Source organism: Jiangella gansuensis DSM 44835, from assembly GCF_000515395.1.
Taxonomy (GTDB): domain Bacteria; phylum Actinomycetota; class Actinomycetes; order Jiangellales; family Jiangellaceae; genus Jiangella; species Jiangella gansuensis.
This window is the reverse complement of sequence record NZ_KI911782.1, coordinates 3,299,238-3,316,899: the sequence shown is the minus strand read 5'-3', so window position 1 is coordinate 3,316,899 and position 17,662 is coordinate 3,299,238. Positions and strand designations below refer to the sequence as shown.

The following is a 17,662-nucleotide window of genomic DNA, read 5'->3' as shown; positions in this document are numbered from 1 at the left end:
TCGAGGATGGACGGCACCGGTGTCAAGGTCGGCCGGGCCACCCGCCGCCGATGCCGGCGCGCACGAGAGGATGCCGCCATGGGGATTCCCACGATCTTCGACCGCCTCGTCGACGACGCCGCCGTCTTCCCGCCGGGAGACCTCCCGGTGCCCGACGCCGTCGCCGCCCACCGGGTTCACCGTTCGGCGTGGTACGCCGGGTTCGTCGGACCGCTGCTGATCCCGGCGTCGGAGCTGGACCGGCTCGGTGGCCTGGCCCGTGACCTGCCGGAACCGATGGACGTCGCCGTCGTCGTCGACACCGGCACCGGCGGGGTCCTGGCGGCGGTCGACAGCGTGGCCAACGACGGCCAACTGGTGCTGCGCGGCGTGGAGGTCCCGCTGCGCGGTGATCCGCTGGGCGAGAACGCGCGCCGTGTGGTCACCGCCCTGGACGCCGCGCTCGGCGGCCCGGACGACGACGAGCCCGCCTACGTCGAGGTCCCCCGCGCTCCTGGCTGGGAGAACGCCCTGGATGTGATCGCGGAGTCCGGTTATCGGGCCAAGCTGCGCACCGGCGGTCCGGCCGGGGTACCGAGCGCCGCCGAGCTGGCGGCGTTCGTGGTGGCCTGCCTCGACCGTGGCGTGGCCATGAAGTTCACCGCCGGGCTGCACCACGCCGTCCGCGGCGAACGTGGCGACGGCGTCGAGCACGGATTCCTCAACCTGCTGCTGGCCGTCGCGACCGCGCTGGACGGCGGATCGGCGCCCGACGTCGAGGCCGCCGTCTCGATCGACGACGGCGCCCGGCTGGCGGCCGCGGTGAGCGCCGCGGACGCCGTTTCCGTGCGGCGGTGGTTCGCCTCCTACGGTTCCTGCAGCATCGCCGAGCCGCTCGACGACCTGATCGCCCTCGGGCTGGTGTCGGGACCCGATAAGGTCGCGCGGTGAACGGTCGGACGAGCGGAGCGCGGCACACACCATGACCTGGATGACCATCCCCGCCGGCGCGGCCTTCGACGCCTGGACCCTGCCCTACGGTGTCTTCTCCACTCCCGGCGAGGAACCCCGCGTGGGCGTGGCCGTCGGCGACCACGTGCTCGACCTCGCCCCCCTGGCCGCCGTCGAGGGTCTGGACGGCGCGCACCTGTTCGCCCAGCCCACCCTCAACCCGTTCCTCGCCGCCGGCCGGCGCGCCTGGGACGCCGTCCGCGACTGGCTGATCGAACTGGTCACCGAGGAACCGCACCGCGACCTCGTCGAACCGCACCTGGTCCCGGCCGGTCAGGTCTCCCTGCACCGGCCCTTCGACGTCGGCGACTACGTCGACTTCTACGCCTCACAGACCCACGCCGAGAACGTCGGGCGGATCTTCCGGCCGGACTCCCCCGCCCTGCCCGCGGCCTGGCGGCACCTGCCCATCGGCTACCACGGCCGCGCCGGCACGGTGGTGACGTCCGGGACGCCTGTCGTGCGCCCGTCCGGACTGCGCCGTGTGGGACCGCCGGCCGAGGGACGCGTCGAGCACGGGCCGTCGCTGCGGCTGGACATCGAGGCCGAGGCCGGCTTCGTCGTCGGCGCCCCGTCCCAGCTGGGCCGGCCGGTCCCCGTCGCCGACTTCACCGAACACGTCTTCGGCATGGTGCTGGTCAACGACTGGTCCGCGCGCGACATCCAGGCCTTCGAGTACGTGCCCCTCGGCCCGTTCCTCGGCAAGTCGTTCGCGACGTCGATCTCGCCGTGGGTGGTGCCGCTGGCCGCACTGGCGCACGCACGGGTGGAGCCGCCGGAGCGCTCGCCCGAACCCGCGGACTATCTGCGCGACGCCGAACCGTGGGGACTGGACCTGGAGTTCGCGGTGTCGTGGAACGGGACCGTCGTGTCCCGGCCACCGTTCGCCGGAATGTACTGGACGCCCGCCCAGCAACTGGCCCATCTGACCGCGAACGGAGCCTCCGTGCGCACCGGCGACCTGTTCGCCTCCGGCACCGTCAGCGGGCCTCGCCCCGGGGGCAGCGGCTGCTTCCTCGAGCTGACCTGGAACGGCACCGAACCGGTGACCCTGGCCGACGGATCGCAGCGCGCGTTCCTGGACGACGGCGACACCGTCACCATCGAGGCCACGGCGGCCGGCCCCGGCGGCACCCGCATCCCCCTCGGCGCCGTGACCGGCCAGATCTCCCCCACCCCCTCCCCATGATCATCGGCGATCGACCCCGCTATGACGTGGTCGATCGCCGATGATCATGGGGAGACGGAGGCCGAGCACCCCGGGCCGCACGAGAGCGGCGTACCCGTCCAGCCCCGCGCCACCAGCACCCGGGCCTGCTCGGCCGCGACGCCACACGGGTCGCCGAACACGTCCGCGTGTCCGTACCGCAGGGTCGCGGCGCCCTGCACGGTGGCGAGGTTGTCGCGGCGACGGTCGCGAAACCGTCCCTCGCCGGTGTGGCCGACCCGGCCGTCCAACTCGACTCGAACGCCGAACTCCTCGTAGTCCACGTCGATCCAGATGACGCGGCGGCCGGAGACCCGCCGTTGCCGCGCGCCGGCCGGCAGCCCGTGCGCGCGCTCCACCCGTCGCAGATGACGAAGTTCCAGCGGGGACTGCGCGCCCGCGGCCACGTCGGTGAGCATCGCCTCCAGCATGGGCCGCCAGCGGATCTTCTTACGCCGACCGAGCGCGTCGGCCAGCCGCTCCGGCGTGGTCGCCCGACGCTGACAGGCCGCCGTCACCCAGGTCTCCGCTTCACGCGGATGCTGGGCGGCATCGACCAGGTCCAGAACGGTGTCCTCGACCCGCGTGCGCGGCGGCAGCCTGGCCGGGTGCCGGGTCAGTGGCAGCCGGTTGGCGTAGTGGACGCGGACGCCGTCGACCTTCCCCCGCACATGCCGGTCTCCCGGCGCCGTGACATGCACCGTCGGGCCCGGCTCGTCACAGAGGCCGTCCAGGTAGGCGGCGGTTCGGTGGCTGGCCACCGCGCCGCGGCCCGCCCGCAGGATCGCCGCCCACACCCGGGCGTCGAACGTGAGCGGCCCATTGTGAGTGGCGTAGACCCCGACGTGGACCCGCTGCCACTGCCCGGACTCGACCAGCCACTCGATGCGACGCCTGGTGAAGCCGCACGTCAGCACCTGTGCACGGGCGACCATGCCGTGCTGGCGCGCACTGATCTCGTCGAGCTCGGACATGCCCCTGAGCCTGCGCGATCCGGCGCGAAGACGCCAGAGGCAGGTCGCCGCTTGTGGATACCCATGATCATCGGCGATTAGCCCCGCTATGACGTGGCGGATCGCCGATGATCATGGGGACGATCAGGCGTGGGCGGCGTGCTCGTGCTCGACGTGGCCCTCGGGCTCGATCTGGAACGTGCTGTGCTCGATGTCGAAGTGCCCGGCCAGGCACCGGTGCAGGCCGTCGAGGACGGAGTCGGCGCCGCACCCGGGTTCGGCGGACTCGGCGATGACGACGTGCGCGGACAGCACCGGGACGCCGCTGGTGATGGTCCAGGCGTGCAGGTCGTGGACGTCGACGACGCCCGGGGCCTCGAGCATGTGGCGGCGGACGTCCGCCAGGTCCACGCCCTTCGGGGTGGCCTCCAGCAGCACGTCGAGGACGTCGCGCAGCAGCATCCAGGCGCGCGGCAGGATCATCAGGCCGATCAGGATCGAGGCTACCGCGTCGGCGCCGGCCCAGCCGGTGGTCATGATGACCACCGCCGCCCCGACGACGGCGATGGAGCCGAGGGTGTCGCCGACGACCTCCAGATAGGCGCCGCGCACGTTCAGGCTGGCGCGCTGACCCGAGCGCAGCAGCATCAGCCCGCCGAGGTTACCGAGCAGGCCGACCACGGCGACGCCCAGCATGATGCCGGTCTCGATCTCGCCCGGATCGGCCAGCCGCCGGGCGCCGCCCACGATGGCGAGCACGCCGATGACAGCGACGACGACACCGTTGGTCAGCGCCGCCAGGATCTCCGCACGCTGCCAGCCGAACGTGCGGGCGGTGCTGGCGGGCCGGGCAGCGATGGTGGTGGCAAGCAGCGCCAACGCGACGCCCAGCCCGTCGGCCAGCATGTGGCCGGCATCGGCGAGCAGCGCCAGCGAACCGGAGAGCAGGGCGCCGACGACCTCGGCCACCAGCACGACCGCGATGATGACGAGGACGGCGACCATGCGCCGGCGGTAGGCGTACGACGCGGTGCCGCGCGGTAGCCCGTGACCGTGTCCGTGGCCCATCAGTGCGGCCTCCCGGGTCGGGTGGCGGGCGCGACGGCGTCCGGACGGGCCCGGTGCCCCGCCTCCACATGGGCGGCCTCCGCGCGCAGCCCGTCCGGCCGGTGCCGGTCGGGACACAGCCGCACCGATTCGCCGGCTGCCGCCAGGACGTCCTCGGCCGCGGCCAGCAGCCGCCACAGCTCCGGACGGGTCAGCGCGTAGAACGTCGAGCGGCCGTGCGGGTGCGGCTCCACCAGGCCGGCGTTGCGCAGGCAGGACAGGTGACCGGACACCGTCGACTGTGCCAGGCCGAGCTCGGCGGTGAGGTCGACCACGCGACGTTCGCCCTCGCCGAGCAGCCGCACGATGGCCAGCCGGGCCGGGTCGGCCAGGCTGTGGAACAGCTGCACCGCTGCCGTGTCGGCCGACGTCCGATTCATCGTCATACGCCGATGATAGCGCGTCCTGCCGATGACGTGACGAGCGCGCTGAGCGCGGCGACCGCGCCCGGCCACCGTCCTAGAGCATCGGCTTACCCGCCGTCCGCACCCAGACGTCGAAGAACTCCGCCAGATCCTGACCGGACACCTTCTCGGCCAGTGCCTGGAAATCCTCCGTGGTCGCCGTCGAGTCCGCGTGCCGGCTCGGCCATTCCATCGACAGGCGGTCGAAGGCGTCCGCCCCGATCTGCGAACGCAGCGCATACAGGGTGGCCGCGCCGCGGTCGTAGACGGCGCCCGCGAACAGCCCCAGCGGGCCGGGATCGGCCACCACGACCTGCCAGAACGAGTTGTCGGCCGGGATCGCCATGACCTCGTCGAACCGTGCCGCCGCGGTCGGTCCGCCGTCGTGCTCGGCCCACAGCCATTCCGCGTACGTCGCCCAGCCCTCGTTGAGCCAGATGTCCTGCCAGCGCGCGGGACTGACGGAGTTGCCCATCCACTGGTGCGCCAGTTCGTGCGCGACGGTGCTCTCGGTGGCGCGGCGCGAGTAGATCGGCCGGGTCTGGGTCTCCAGGGCGTAGCCGACGCTGTCGTCGTCGACGATGGCACCGTACGACGAGAACGGGTACGGCCCGAACCGTCCCTCGAAGAACGCGATCATCTCCGCGGTCTGTGCCAGCCCGGCCGTGGCCGAGGGCGGCAGGTCGCGGTCGATGGCGTCGATGAGGGGCAGCCCGTCGGGGGTGGTCGTCTGGCGTAGCTCGTAGTTGCCGACCGACGCCGTCACCAGGTAGCTGGCCATCGGCTCCCGCGACGACCACGACCACGTGGTCCGGCCGTCCTGCGTCGTGGCGCCCACGAGGTCGCCGTTGCCCACCGCGACCAGGCCCTCCGGGACCGTGACGGCGACGTCGTAAGTGGCCTTGTCGGTCGGGTGGTCGTTCACCGGGAACCAGGTCATTGAGCCCTCGGGCTCACTGGCGACCATGGCGCCGTCGCGCGTGGTGACCCAGCCGTAGAGGGCGCCCTCGATGTCTGTCGGCCGGCCGGTGGCTCCGCCGTACGTGACGACGACGTCGACCGCCTTGCCCCGCGGCAGGATGGTCTTCGGCGTGATGATCAGCTCGTCGCCCTCGCGGGTGAACTCCGCCGGCCGCCCTCGTACGGCGACGGACTCCACCTCCAGGCCGCGCAGGTCCAGGTCGAAGCGGGTCAGGTGGCGGGTCGGGACGATGGTGATGGTGGCGACGCCGTCCAGCTCGCCGGTCAGCGGCGCGGGCGCCGGGGTCGGCGGCTGGTACCGCAGGTCGAGGTCGTAGTGGACGGCGTCGTACCCGCCGTTGCCGGCGAGCGGGAAGTAGGGGTCGCCCGCGCCCGGCTCTCCGGGCGACGGCCGCGACGACTGGCCGGCGGCAGCGCCCGCCGCTGGCGCCACCGCCGTCGTGACGGCGAGCAGAGCGGCGGCCACCGCCGCACCGATCCGTACTCTCATGAGCGCACTCCCCCCGAGTCGGAACCGCTGTTCACCGCAGACTGCCCGAGATCGGCGCTGCTGGGAACACCTCGGGCGAATGCAGTCCGGTGGCGGGGCGGCTGCGGAACCGGCCGGCTGCGACACTGGCCGGATGACGATGAGCGGGTTCGGCGTCACCGAGTTCCAGCTGGTCCTGCTCCGGCGCATGGAGGACTACCAGCCGGAACTCGTCGAGGACGCACGCCGCCGGCTGGGTGTCGACCACACCGGCCAGCGGCGGGCGAACGCGTTCTGGCAGTCGACCGAGCGGTCCCGCCGGGCGCCGCGAGGCTTGCACCGCTACCGGCTCGTCCTCGGCGAACCGGTGGGCGAGAGCGAAGTGCGCATCGGTGACCTGCCGTGCCGGGTCTTCCACTGGTACCTGCCGCTCTGGCCGGACCTGCGCTGGGAGGTGCTGACAGCCGCGAACGGCAGCGTCGTCAACGGCTGGCTGGCCCGCGAGCGCGGCGGTTCCGTGCCAGCGTTGCCCGCGGGCGGCCGGCCGGAGCCGTGGTCGTGCGTCATCGGCGACATGGAAAAGACCTATGCGGACGTCCGACACCTCGAAGGCGACGCGCCGAGCCGATGGCACGTCGCCTACACGACACCCGGCGGGGAGCCGCGGCTGGCCCGGTTCGTCTACGGACTGGTGCAGACGACCGAGGCCAGAGGCAAGCCGACCACGAGGTCCCGGGCGGGCGGCGAGGCCCACGAGGGGATCAGAGGTTCCCGCGGCGCTCCTGCTCGCGCTCGATCGACTCGAACAACGCCTTGAAGTTGCCCTTGCCGAACCCGAGCGAGCCGTGCCGCTCGATGAGCTCGTAGAACACCGTCGGGCGGTCGCCGATGGGCTTGGTGAAGATCTGCAGCAGGTAGCCGTCCTCGTCGCGGTCGACCAGGATGCCGCGCTTCTTCAGCTCCTCGACCGGCACTCGGACGGTCCCGATGCGCGCCCGCAGCTCGGGGTCGTCGTAATAGGCGTCCGGGGTGTCGAGGAACTCCACTCCCTCGGCGCGCATCTGGTCGACCGTGGTGAGGATGTCGTTGGTGGCCAGCGCGATGTGCTGGCAGCCGGCCTCGCCGTAGAACTCCAGGTACTCGTCGATCTGCGACTTCTTCTTGGCCACGGCCGGCTCGTTGAGCGGGAACTTCACCCGGTGGTTGCCGTTGGCCACGACCTTCGACATGAGCGCGGAGTACTCGGTGGCGATATCGTCGCCGACGAACTCGGCCATGTTCACGAAGCCCATGACCTTGCGGTACCAGTCGACCCAGTAGTCCATCTTGCCCAGCTCGACGTTCCCGACGCAGTGGTCGACGGCCTGGAACAGCCGCTTGGGGGCGCCGTCGCGCTTGACGTGGCTGGAGGACCTCGCGACGTAACCGGGAAGGTAGGGGCCGGAGTAGCGGGACCGGTCGACCAGGGTGTGGCGGGTCTCGCCGTACGTGGCGATGGCCGCGAGACGGACCGTGCCGTGCTCGTCGGAGACGTCGTACGGCTCCTCCAGGACGGTGGCGCCCTGGGCGCGGGCATGCGCGACGCACCGGTCGACGTCGGGCACCTCCAGAGCGAGGTCGACGACACCGTCGCCGTGCCGGCGGTGGTGGTCCAGCAGCGGACTGTCCGGGACGACTCCGCCCTTGAGCACGAACCGCGCCGAGCCGCTCTTGAGCACGAACGCCTTGTGGTCGCGGTTGCCGGTCTCGGGGCCGGAGTACGCCACCAACTCCATGCCGAACGCGGACTGGTAGAAGTGCGCGGCCTGGGTGGCGTTGCCGACGACGAACACTACGGCGTCCATGGCGGTGACCGGGAACGGGTCGGTGCTCTCGTCGTACTCGACCAGGCCGACGAGCTGCCTGAGCTGTTCGAGGTCGAGGTCGGCGTCGCGCTCTTCGGGGGTCAAAGCATGATCAGTGGCCGTCATGACAGGACTCTGCCGCCGCGGCGGCCCGATGGGCAAGCGCCCGCCGTGACGGTGGTCACGGTGTACGGTCTGAGCAACGCAACCGCGAATTCGGTATACATCTTGTCCAGTCGGAGGCGAGGCGCTCATGATCGACGAACTCGACGCTCGCATCCTCGAGCTGTTCACCCGAGAACCGCGCATCGGCGTGCTCGAAGCGTCCCGCCGGCTCCAGGTCGCCCGCGGCACCGTGCAGGCCCGCCTGGACAAGCTGCGCGACACCGGCGTCGTCGCGAGCTTCGCCCCGACGGTCGATCCCGCGGCGCTCGGGTTCCGGGTGACCGCGTTCGCCTCGCTCGACATCCGCCAGGGCGCCCGCGAATCGGTCGCCGCGCACCTGAGCCGCATCCCCGAGGTCCTGGAAGTGCACACCATCACCGGCCAGGGCGACCTGCTGTGCCGCATCGTCGCGCGCGACAACGACGACCTGCAGCGCGTGATCGACGACCTCGTCGGTGACGACGACATCGTCCGCACCTCCACGCTGATCGCACTGTCGACGGTGGTGCCGCCGCGGATCCTGCCGCTGGTCGAGTCAGCCGCGTCCCTCACCTCTCAGATCCCCGGCGCCCCTCACTGACCTCCGCCCCCGTTGATCTTGGAGTATCCGCGGAATCAACCGGGCATTTCGGACCGAGTTTCCGCGAAAACTCCAAGATCAACCGGGGACCTGGGGGGTCGGCCGGTCGGGTCAGGGTCAGCCGGCGGGGTCGCCGCACCAGGTGATCAGGGCGGCGCGTAGCTCCACATCGCGCCGCATGATCGGCTTGGTGTCCGTGGCCCAGGCGACGTAACCGTCGGGACGCACCAGGGTCAGGCCGTGCGACCGGTCGAGCGTGGCCACCAGGTCCACCCGGCCGGCCCAGGGGTCCACCAGACCATGGTGGTCCTGGCCGGTCAGCAACACGAACCGGCCGGCGCGCAGCTTCTCGTACAGCCGCTGCCTGCTGCCGTCCGCACCGAGCACCGGCACGTCGGGCACCCGGCGGCCCACCAGCGGATGGTCGCCGCGGGCCCGCGCGTACCCGATGGCCAGCCCGGACACGAACTCGCCGGCCTTGCGCCGCAGGGGGCCGATGCGGGCGGCCGCCGCGCCCGCGACGTTGCGGACGGTGCGCAGCGGCGCGGAGCCCATCAACGCCATCCGCAGCAGCGTTCCGCTCCCCTGCACGACGCTCTGCCCGACGGCGTGCCGCTCGTCGTGGTAGGTGTCGAGCAATGCGTGCGGCGCCCAGCCGTGCACGGTGCCGGCGAGCTTCCAGCTGAGGTTGGCGGAATCCTGCAGGCCGGTGTTCATGCCCTGCCCACCGGCCGGCGAGTGCACGTGTGCGGCGTCGCCGGCCAGGAGCACCCTGCCGATGCGGTACTGGGGTACCAGCCGCTCGTCGCTGTGGAAACGCGACAGCCAGCGGGGGTCGTGCATGCCGTGGTCGGAGCCGAGGACCTTGCCGGCGACCGCGCTGATCTCGTCGAGGTCGACGGGGTCGTCGTCGGGCCGTTGCAGGTGCCGGTCCCAGGCGATGACGCGGTACCACCCGTCGCCGAACGGCGCGATGAACGCGAACCCGTCGTCGCCGGCGTCGACCACCAGCACGTCGTCGGGCGGCTGGGCCAGCCGGACGTCGGCGAGCATTACCGACCGCACCACCGCCTCGCCGGGGAACGGCACGTCCAACGCCCGGCGGATCGTGCTGTCCACGCCGTCGGCGCCGACCACGTACGACGCGCGCAGCCCGCGCCGCTGCCCGTCCGGCCCGGCGACGGTGACGTCGACGCCGTCGTCGTCCTGGGACAGCCCGGTCACCTCGGCGCCGGTGACGATGGTGGCGCCGGCCTCGCGGGCCCGCCGTTCCAGCACGTCCTCGACGTTGTACTGCGGGGTGATGAGCACGAACGGAAAGCGCGTGGGCAGCGCCGACAGGTCCACCTCGATACCGGCGAACAGACTGAGCGCGTTCACTCGCGTACCGGATTCGACGACCGCCTCGGCGATGCCCCGCGCGTCGAACATCTCCAGCGTCCGCGCGTGCACGGCGAAGGCGCGGGTCAGCGGCGAGCGCTCGGTGCGGCGCTCCAGCAGGGTGCACGACACCCCGGCGGCGGCCAGGTCACCGGCCACCATCAAACCGGTAGGCCCGCCGCCGACCACCACGACGTCCGACGCATCGCTCATCGCAACCTCCTGGCGGCACCGTACCCGCCTGGACCACCGGTCTACGCGTGACGGGCTACACACTTGCCGTCACGCCTGGTCATGACGGCCGTCGCGAGCCTGGCGACTTGCTAACGACCCCCCGTGTCGGGATTGAATGGGTCTGATGTCCAGACGAGCCTCGGGCGGCGCGCTCGCCGCGAGCCTGATCACCGCAGCCATCGTCGGCTTCGCCGGCGGTGCCTACGTCGGCAGCCAGAACGGCGCCGACGAGCCCGGTTCCGCCTCCACGCCGCCCGGCAGCACCACGCCGGTCGGCGAGACCCCCGACGCGCCGGCCACCGACGGCTCCGAGGACCCCACGAGCACCGGCATCACCCTGGCGGCCGAACCCACGTCGGTGGCACCGAGCCAGGACATCAACCTGTCCGTGTCCACCGAGCCGGCCGAGGCCGGCATCGAACTGCAGATCCAGCGCAGTGTCGACGGCGGCGAGTGGGAGAACTTCCCCAACGTCAGCCTGATCGTCACCGACGCCAGCGGTGCGGGCACATCCCGGCTGAACTCGCAGCGCACGGGCACCAACAGTTTCCGCGTCGTGCGCGTCGACGACGGCAGCGTCATGTCCAACGAGGTCCAGGTCACCATCGGCTGACGCGCGGATGTCGGCGACGCCTGCTTGAATACTCCACGATGTCCAGTCAAGCCACCCGCGGCGCGCTCGTCGCCTGCCTCATCGCGGCCGCCGTCGTCGGTTTCGCGGGTGGCGCCGTGATGGGCTCCCGAGACGGCGACGCCACCCCGTCGGCGTCCACCACCGAGGCTCCGGACGACGCCGCCAGGGAGGAGCCCGCCGACCCCGGTCTCACGCTGGCCGCCGACCCCACCACCGTCCCGTCCGGCGGGCTGGTCGCCATCTCCGGCAGCGTCGCGCCGGAGGACGCCGGTGTCGAGGTCAAGGTCCAGCACCGCATCGGCGACGGCGCGTGGACGGACTTCCCCAACCCGCAGTCGGTCATCTCGCCGGTCACGCGGGCCGACGGCACGTTCAGCGGTTCGGTCGCGCCGCGGCAGCAGGGCACCAACCTCTACCGGGTCGTCCAGCTGGACGATGAGAGCCGCGTCTCCAACACCGTCGAGATCACCGTCCAGAACTGACGGCGATACAGCGCACTCAGCCCAGCCGCTCGGCCAGGGCCCGGGCCGCTCGGACCGTCCGCGGCCCGACGGTGTCGGTGTCCAGGTCCCCGAGTGCGATGACCCCGACGCTCGCCTCGACGCCGGAGGCCGCGACAACCGGGGCCGCGACCCCACTGGCGCCGGTCTGCAGCTCACCGGTCGTGACCACGTAGTCGGTCACGCCGTCCCGGGCGGCCAGGATCGCCCGGCCGGCCGCGCCCCGCTCCAGCGGATGCCGCGTGCCCACCCGGTACGCCACGTGGTAGTCGGTCCGCGACGGCTCGACGACGGCCACGGCCAGGGCTTCGACACCGTCGGCGATGGTGAGGTGGGAGGTGGCGCCGACGTCCTCGGCCAGCGACCGCAGCACCGGCTGTGCCACCTGACGCAGCAGCGGGTGCACACTGCTGGCCAGTGCCAGCGTCCCGAAGCCCACGCAGAAGCGGCCGCCGTCCGCCCGGCGCACCAGCCCGTGCTGTTCCAGGGTGGCCAGCAGCCGGTAGACGATGGTCCGGTTGACGCCGAGCACCCCGGACGCCTCGGCGACGGTGAGGCCGCCGGCGGACCCGGCCAGGGTCTCCAGCAGGCGCAGGCCGCGGTCGAGGGTCTGCGAGATCTCCACCACGGCCCCACCATAGAGCTTCCCCATGGCCTGCCTGCGCCGCCGGAATCACGCGTACTGTGTCACGCAGATGTCATCCGCGCATCGTCGAAAGGTCGGTACGTCGATGAAGAAGCTGATCAACTCGCCGGACACTGTCATCACCGATGCCCTGCGCGGTATGGCGGCCGCGCATCCCGCCCTCGAGGTCGACGTCGAGAACCGGGTGATCTCCCGGGCCGGCGGACCGGCGCAGGGCAAGGTCGGCCTGGTCTCCGGCGGCGGTTCCGGGCACGAGCCGCTGCACGGTGGGTACGTCGGCTACGGCATGCTCACCGCGGCGGCACCGGGCGAGGTCTACACCTCACCGGTACCCGACCAGATCCTGCTGGCCACCCAGCGCGCCGACGGCGGGGCCGGCGTGCTGCACATCGTCAAGAACTACACCGGCGACGTCCTCAACTTCCGGATGGCCGCCGAGCTGGCCGAGGACGAGGACATCCGGGTCGTCAGCGTCGTCACCGACGACGACGCGGCGGTCGAGGACTCCACCTTCACGGCCGGCCGGCGCGGCGTCGGTGGCACCGTCATGGTCGAGAAGATCGCCGGAGCGGCCGCCGAGGAGGGCGCCGACCTCGACGCCGTCGCGGCCATCGCCACCCGGGTGAACGAACGCACCCGCTCCTTCGCCATCGCGTTGCACGCGGGCACCGTCCCGGCGGCGGGGAAACCCGGGTTCGAGCTGGCCGAGAACGAGGTCGAGCTGGGCGTCGGCATCCACGGCGAGCCGGGCCGCGAGCGGGGCGCCATGGCGCCGCTGCACGACCTCGTCGGCTACGCCCTCGACGTCATCCATGCCGACCTGCCCGTCGAGGGCAACGTGCTGGTCATGCTCAACGGCCAGGGCGCCACCCCGCTGATCGAGCTGTACGGCGCGTTCGCCGAGGCCACGGCCTGGATCGAAGGTCACGGCGCGACGGTGACCCGCAGCCTCGTCGGCAACTACATCACCAGCCTCGACCAGTCCGGCTTCTCGATCACCGTCACCCGGCTCGACGACGAGCTGACGCGGTTGTGGGACGCGCCGGTGGCGACGCCGGCGCTGCGGTGGGGGCGCTGAGCATGGGATTCGACACCGCCACCGCCACCGCGTGGATCACCACCGCGAACGCCGTGGTGAAGGAGGACGAGGCCCGGCTCACCGCCCTCGACGCGGCCATCGGCGACGGCGACCACGGCGCCAACCTGGCCCGCGGGCTGGCCGCGGCGGTCGCCGGCATCGAGGAGAAGAGACCGGAGACCCCGGGCGGCGTCCTGGTCGCGGCCGGACGCGGCATCGTCGCCAAGACCGGCGGCGCCTCCGGCCCGTTGTACGGCAGCGCGCTGCGCCGGGCCGGCAAGGCGCTCGGCGACACCGCCGACGCCGACGCCACCCAGCTGGGAGCCGCGCTGGAGGCGATGCTGGCGGCCATCGTCGAGCTGGGCGCGGCCGCCGAGGGCGACAAGACGATGGTCGACGCGCTCACCCCCGCGGTGCAGGCGTTCACCGCGTTGGCCGCCGACGGCGCGGAGGTCGCGGCCGCGGCCCACGCGGCCGCCGACGCCGCGGAGGCCGGGCTCGCCGCCACCATCCCCATGCAGGCGCGCAAGGGCCGGGCCAGCTATCTGGGGGCGCGCAGCGTCGGACACGAAGACCCGGGCGCGGCCTCCATGACACTGCTGCTGCGGGCGCTCGCGGAGGTCACGGCGTGACGGTCGGCATCGTCCTGGTATCGCACAGTCCGGCGCTGGCCGACGCCGTCGCCCACCTCGTCGGTGAGCTGGCCGGGCCGGACGTCGCCGTCCGGGCCGCCGGCGGCACCGACGACGGCCGCTTCGGCACCAGCATCGAGCTGATCGCGGCGGCGGTGCGCGAAGCCGAGAGCGGCGACGGCGTCTGCGTGATCATGGACATGGGCAGCTCGGTCCTGACGGCCAAGACCCTGCTGGAAGATCTCGAGGACGAGGACGACGCGCCACGGGTCCGGCTCGCCGACGCCCCGTTCACCGAGGGCGCGGTGGCCGCGACGGTGCTCGCCTCCACCGGGCAGGACCTCGACGCCGTCGTCGACTCCGCCGAGCAGGCCTGGTCGATGCGCAAGCTCTGACCACCCGCCCCGGGCCCGCCCCGGCGGTCGAAAATGATCACGTTCGGCATGGGTGCTCCCGCTCCACCAGGAATGCTTGCCTGGTGAAGCGGGAACACGCCGGCGGGGCGGACGCTGACGTGTTGGGTCTGGGTGTCGCCGAGAGGCCGGTTCTACGTCATTCGGCGCAACGGAGGCCCACGACGCGACACAGACCCACGACGCTGGCCATCGTCCCGGCCAGAGCCCGTGAAACCGATCGGTCAGTAACGCCCTCTTGACCAGGTTCGCCCGGACTAGCACTATTTCACACATCACAGGTCACAGTTCTCATAAGTCCTGTCGTCCGTTCGTCTGTTAACGCTCACATCCACGGCATACCGGCCAGCGACGGCCGGTGAGGAGGCGAGATGAGCAAGCGATTCTCCCGACGTGACGCCCTGCGGATCGGGCTCGCGACAGCGGCCGTACCCGCGGTCGGCGCGGCCGTTGGGGCGCCCGCCGGCGCCGGGCCCGCCGCGAGCCCGGCCATCGGCGCCGCGTTCCGGCGCGGCGCGCCGGTCACCGCCGCGCCGGCCGACGCGGGCGCCGTCGTTCCCCGGCCCGGCTGGATCGCGGACACCTGGTCGGTCGCACCGTTCGCGCTCAACCAGGTGGCTCTAGGCGACGGCATCTACCAACAGAAACGCGACCGGATGCTCAACTACGCCCGCACCTATCCCGGTACCGGAAACGTCCTGGACGCCCCGGAGCGCATGCTGCACCTGTTCCGCGCCAACGCCGGCCTGCCCGCCCCGGGCACCTGGCCGGGCGGCTGGGACACCCCGAACCACCTGCTGCGCGGCCACTTCACCGGCCACTTCATGACGATGCTGGCGCAGTGCTGGGCCGACACCGGCGACGACGTCTTCCTGCGCAAGCTCGACCACATCGTCACCGGGCTCGGCGAGGTCCAGGACGCGCTGGAGACCCGGAACATCGGCCGCGTCGCGGGACGGTTCGGCCGGGCGCTCCGGCTGGGCGATCCGCATCCGAACCAGTTCGTCACGCTGCCCGCGACGCTGCTGGCCGGGGTCGCCGACCTGACGCTGTCGGTGTGGGTGAACCCGGTGTCCGCGCAGGCCAACGCCCGCATCCTGACCGTCTCGGCCGGATCCGGGACGTTCCTCACCCTGACGCCACGGGTCTCGGCCGACATCGGGCCGCGGTTCGCCATCAGGGCCGGCGGGCCCGGCTCCGTCGAGCAGCGCGTCGAGAGCCCCAGCCAGCTCCCCACCGGCACGTGGACGCACCTGGCCGTCACGGTGTCCGGCGGCACCGGCCGGCTGTACGTGGACGGCGTCGAGGTCGCGTCCGCCGCGGTCACGGTCACCCCGGCCGACCTCGGCGCGACCCCCAACGCCTGGCTCGGGCGCTCCCCCAGCAGCAACGACCCACTGCTGAACGCCGTCGTCGACGACGTCCAGGTGCACGCCAGGGCCCTGAGCGCCGACGAGATCCGGGCGCTCGCGACCACACCCGCGGACCCGACCGGCGGGGTCGACGGCGCCGCGCTCGTCGCCCGATACACCTTCGACGACGACGGCGAGAGCGCTCCGGACGCGTCGGGTCACGGCCGCGACGCCACGATCGTCGGGACCGGCTACCCAGGGTTCCTGGCGGCGTTCCCGGAGGGACAGTTCGTCCGCATCGAGCCGCCGATGGTGCAGCCCAACAGCGGGCCGAACGCCGTCTGGGCGGTCTGGTACACCTGCCACAAAATCATGCGCGGACTGCTCAACGCCTACGACCTCACCGGCAACGAGGACGCCCTGGCCATCGTGCAGCGCATGGGCGAATGGACGCACAGCCGGCTCAGCCGGATCAGCCCGGCCGACCGCGACCGGATGTGGGACACCTACAGCGCCGGTGAGGCCGGGTCGATGAACGAGGTCATGGTCGAGCTGGCCCACCACAGCACCAGCGCGGAGCAGCGGGAGCGGTTCCTGGAGACGGCGAAGGCGTTCACGTTCAGCACACTGTTCAACGCCTCCGTCGCGAACGTCGACCAGCTGAGCAACCGGCACGCCAACCAGTACATGGCGCCGAACATCGGCTATCTGCGGATCTTCGAGTCGACCGGCGAGCAGGAGTACCACACCGCGGCCCGCAACTTCTGGTCGATGGTCGTGCCGCACCGCACCTTCAGCAACGGCGGCGCCGGCCGCAGCGAGCACTTCCGCGCCCGCGGCGACATCACCTCCGGATTCACCTCGTCCAGTGACCCCCGGCACGCGGAGACCTGCTGTGCCTACAACATGCTCCGGCTCACCCGGAACCTGTTCTTCCACGAGCCCGAGCCCGAGCTCATGGACTTCTACGAGAAGGCGCTGCACAACCAGATCCTGAGCTCGCGGCGCGACATCGACAGCAGCACCGCGACCGAGGTCACGTACCACCAGAACATGTGGCCCGGCCGGTCCCGGCGGATCGGCAACACCGTCGAGTACAGCCGGTACGGCGGCAGCGGCAGCTGCTGCAACGGCACCGGAGTGGAGAGCCACACCAAGTACCAGGAGACGATCTTCTTCCGGTCCGCCGATGCCTCCGCCCTGTACGTGAACCTGTTCGTGCCCGCCACCCTCACCTGGCCCGAACGCGGCTTCGTCGTCCGGCAGGAGACCGCGTTCCCCGCCGCGGGCGCGACCACCCTGCGGTTCCTCGCCGGCAGCGGCCCGCTGGAGCTGAAGCTGCGGGTGCCGGGCTGGGCGAGTGCCGGGTATGCGGTCGCCGTCAACGGGGTGGACCAGGGTGTCGACGCGACGCCGTCGTCGTACGTCACCATCGGCCGCGACTGGTCCGCCGGCGACGTCGTCGAGGTGTCCATGCCGCTGCGCTTCCGCGTCGAGAAGGCGCTCAATGACAAGTCCGTGCAGTCGATCATGTACGGGCCGACGCTGATGGTGGTGCGCGACGACACCCCCAGCTACCGCGAGTTCTCCTTCTACCCGCACGTCGGCCTGGACGGCGACATCGGCGCGGCGATCGAGCCGGCCGACGCGACCATGCACTTCACCACCCACGGCCACCTGCTCGCGCCCTACTACGTCGCCGACCCGGTGCCGGGCCAGTTCAACGCGTTCCACCCGTACGTGAAGCGGGTGGAGCCGGAGGTGGTCTTCCGGTCGGTGCGCTCCGGGGTGCCGAACGACGGTATCCGCGACGCCGAGGGCGAGACCTTCCTGGACCGGGTCTGGGAGGCCGCGCCGTTCGCCGATCACGCGGCGTTCCTGCGCCGGGTGGAGCGGCTGTCACAGGAGTGGGCCGCCGTGGGACGCCACTCGCGGCAGCAGCGACAGGCCATCGTCGTCGCCGCCGCCCGGGCACGGGCCGTCCTCTAGCGTCCCGCCCTGGAAATGATCACGTTCGGCATGGCTCTGTTCGCTTCACCAGGCAAGCATTCCTGGCGGAGCGGGAGCACCCATGCCGAACGTGATCATTTCCG

General features: G+C 72.0%; 17 protein-coding genes. 10 read left to right on the top strand and 7 right to left on the bottom strand.

The features are described from left to right. Nucleotides 1-78: 78 nt before the first annotated feature. The gene (locus JIAGA_RS0115820; protein ID WP_026876419.1) at nucleotides 79-930 is read left to right on the top strand and encodes a hypothetical protein; all 852 of its coding nucleotides are present in this window, start codon (nucleotides 79-81) and stop codon (nucleotides 928-930) included. Nucleotides 931-961: 31 nt separating this feature from the next. Further along, nucleotides 962-2,179, top strand: coding sequence for a fumarylacetoacetase (gene fahA, locus JIAGA_RS0115815; protein ID WP_026876418.1), 1,218 nt, complete (start codon nucleotides 962-964; stop codon nucleotides 2,177-2,179). A 44-nt stretch (nucleotides 2,180-2,223) separates the two neighbouring features. Here fahA and JIAGA_RS0115810 read toward each other — a convergent pair whose 3' ends face one another. From JIAGA_RS0115810 to JIAGA_RS0115795, 4 genes are all read right to left on the bottom strand, one after another. Further along, nucleotides 2,224-3,171, bottom strand: coding sequence for a type IV toxin-antitoxin system AbiEi family antitoxin domain-containing protein (locus JIAGA_RS0115810; protein ID WP_026876417.1), 948 nt, complete (start codon nucleotides 3,169-3,171; stop codon nucleotides 2,224-2,226). A gap of 123 nt (nucleotides 3,172-3,294) precedes the next feature. Then, nucleotides 3,295-4,218: a cation diffusion facilitator family transporter gene (locus JIAGA_RS0115805; RefSeq protein WP_026876416.1), complete on the bottom strand. Its 924-nt coding sequence runs from the start codon at nucleotides 4,216-4,218 to the stop codon at nucleotides 3,295-3,297. Continuing rightward, a complete protein-coding gene (locus JIAGA_RS30145; RefSeq protein WP_035812592.1) occupies nucleotides 4,218-4,643 on the bottom strand; it encodes an ArsR/SmtB family transcription factor in 426 nt (141 codons plus the stop codon). The genes JIAGA_RS0115805 and JIAGA_RS30145 overlap by 1 nt, the downstream gene beginning before the upstream one ends. Before the next feature lie 73 nt (nucleotides 4,644-4,716). After that, nucleotides 4,717-6,132 carry a M1 family metallopeptidase gene (locus JIAGA_RS0115795; protein WP_035812591.1) on the bottom strand — a complete coding sequence of 472 codons (1,416 nt, stop codon included), beginning with the start codon at nucleotides 6,130-6,132 and terminating at the stop codon, nucleotides 4,717-4,719. Between the two features lie 133 nt (nucleotides 6,133-6,265). Between JIAGA_RS0115795 and JIAGA_RS30140 the strand changes: the two genes are divergently transcribed. After that, a complete protein-coding gene (locus JIAGA_RS30140; protein ID WP_211239680.1) occupies nucleotides 6,266-6,928 on the top strand; it encodes a hypothetical protein in 663 nt (220 codons plus the stop codon). Here the strand turns inward: JIAGA_RS30140 and hppD are convergent. Continuing rightward, complete coding sequence (gene hppD, locus JIAGA_RS0115785) at nucleotides 6,873-8,081, bottom strand: 4-hydroxyphenylpyruvate dioxygenase (RefSeq protein ID WP_026876414.1); 1,209 nt, start codon at nucleotides 8,079-8,081, stop codon at nucleotides 6,873-6,875. The two genes, JIAGA_RS30140 and hppD, sit on opposite strands and share 56 nt — an antisense overlap. A gap of 127 nt (nucleotides 8,082-8,208) precedes the next feature. On the opposite strand from hppD, the gene JIAGA_RS0115780 reads away from it, so the two are divergent. Then, on the top strand, nucleotides 8,209-8,700 hold the full coding sequence (locus JIAGA_RS0115780) for an Lrp/AsnC family transcriptional regulator (RefSeq protein ID WP_026876413.1): 492 nt from the start codon (nucleotides 8,209-8,211) through the stop codon (nucleotides 8,698-8,700). A gap of 117 nt (nucleotides 8,701-8,817) precedes the next feature. On the opposite strand, the gene JIAGA_RS0115775 is transcribed toward JIAGA_RS0115780, so the two are convergent. Beyond that, nucleotides 8,818-10,293, bottom strand: coding sequence for an FAD-dependent monooxygenase (locus JIAGA_RS0115775; RefSeq protein WP_026876412.1), 1,476 nt, complete (start codon nucleotides 10,291-10,293; stop codon nucleotides 8,818-8,820). A 145-nt stretch (nucleotides 10,294-10,438) separates the two neighbouring features. Between JIAGA_RS0115775 and JIAGA_RS0115770 the strand changes: the two genes are divergently transcribed. Together JIAGA_RS0115770 and JIAGA_RS0115765 are read left to right on the top strand one after the other, a co-directional pair. Beyond that, nucleotides 10,439-10,927 carry a hypothetical protein gene (locus tag JIAGA_RS0115770; RefSeq protein ID WP_157553217.1) on the top strand — a complete coding sequence of 163 codons (489 nt, stop codon included), beginning with the start codon at nucleotides 10,439-10,441 and terminating at the stop codon, nucleotides 10,925-10,927. A gap of 38 nt (nucleotides 10,928-10,965) precedes the next feature. Further along, complete coding sequence (locus JIAGA_RS0115765; RefSeq protein ID WP_026876410.1) at nucleotides 10,966-11,430, top strand: hypothetical protein; 465 nt, start codon at nucleotides 10,966-10,968, stop codon at nucleotides 11,428-11,430. A 16-nt stretch (nucleotides 11,431-11,446) separates the two neighbouring features. On the opposite strand, the gene JIAGA_RS0115760 is transcribed toward JIAGA_RS0115765, so the two are convergent. Then, the gene (locus JIAGA_RS0115760; RefSeq protein ID WP_026876409.1) at nucleotides 11,447-12,100 is read right to left on the bottom strand and encodes a helix-turn-helix domain-containing protein; all 654 of its coding nucleotides are present in this window, start codon (nucleotides 12,098-12,100) and stop codon (nucleotides 11,447-11,449) included. A gap of 79 nt (nucleotides 12,101-12,179) precedes the next feature. On the opposite strand from JIAGA_RS0115760, the gene dhaK reads away from it, so the two are divergent. From dhaK to JIAGA_RS30135, 4 genes are all read left to right on the top strand, one after another. Beyond that, a complete protein-coding gene (dhaK, locus tag JIAGA_RS0115755) occupies nucleotides 12,180-13,172 on the top strand; it encodes a dihydroxyacetone kinase subunit DhaK (protein WP_026876408.1) in 993 nt (330 codons plus the stop codon). 2 nt (nucleotides 13,173-13,174) lie between these two features. Further along, on the top strand, nucleotides 13,175-13,804 hold the full coding sequence (gene dhaL / locus JIAGA_RS0115750; protein ID WP_026876407.1) for a dihydroxyacetone kinase subunit DhaL: 630 nt from the start codon (nucleotides 13,175-13,177) through the stop codon (nucleotides 13,802-13,804). After that, on the top strand, nucleotides 13,801-14,199 hold the full coding sequence (gene dhaM, locus JIAGA_RS0115745) for a dihydroxyacetone kinase phosphoryl donor subunit DhaM (RefSeq protein ID WP_026876406.1): 399 nt from the start codon (nucleotides 13,801-13,803) through the stop codon (nucleotides 14,197-14,199). The genes dhaL and dhaM overlap by 4 nt, the downstream gene beginning before the upstream one ends. Before the next feature lie 389 nt (nucleotides 14,200-14,588). Beyond that, complete coding sequence (locus JIAGA_RS30135) at nucleotides 14,589-17,558, top strand: beta-L-arabinofuranosidase domain-containing protein (RefSeq protein ID WP_051426158.1); 2,970 nt, start codon at nucleotides 14,589-14,591, stop codon at nucleotides 17,556-17,558. The last annotated feature ends 104 nt before the right edge of the window (nucleotides 17,559-17,662 follow it).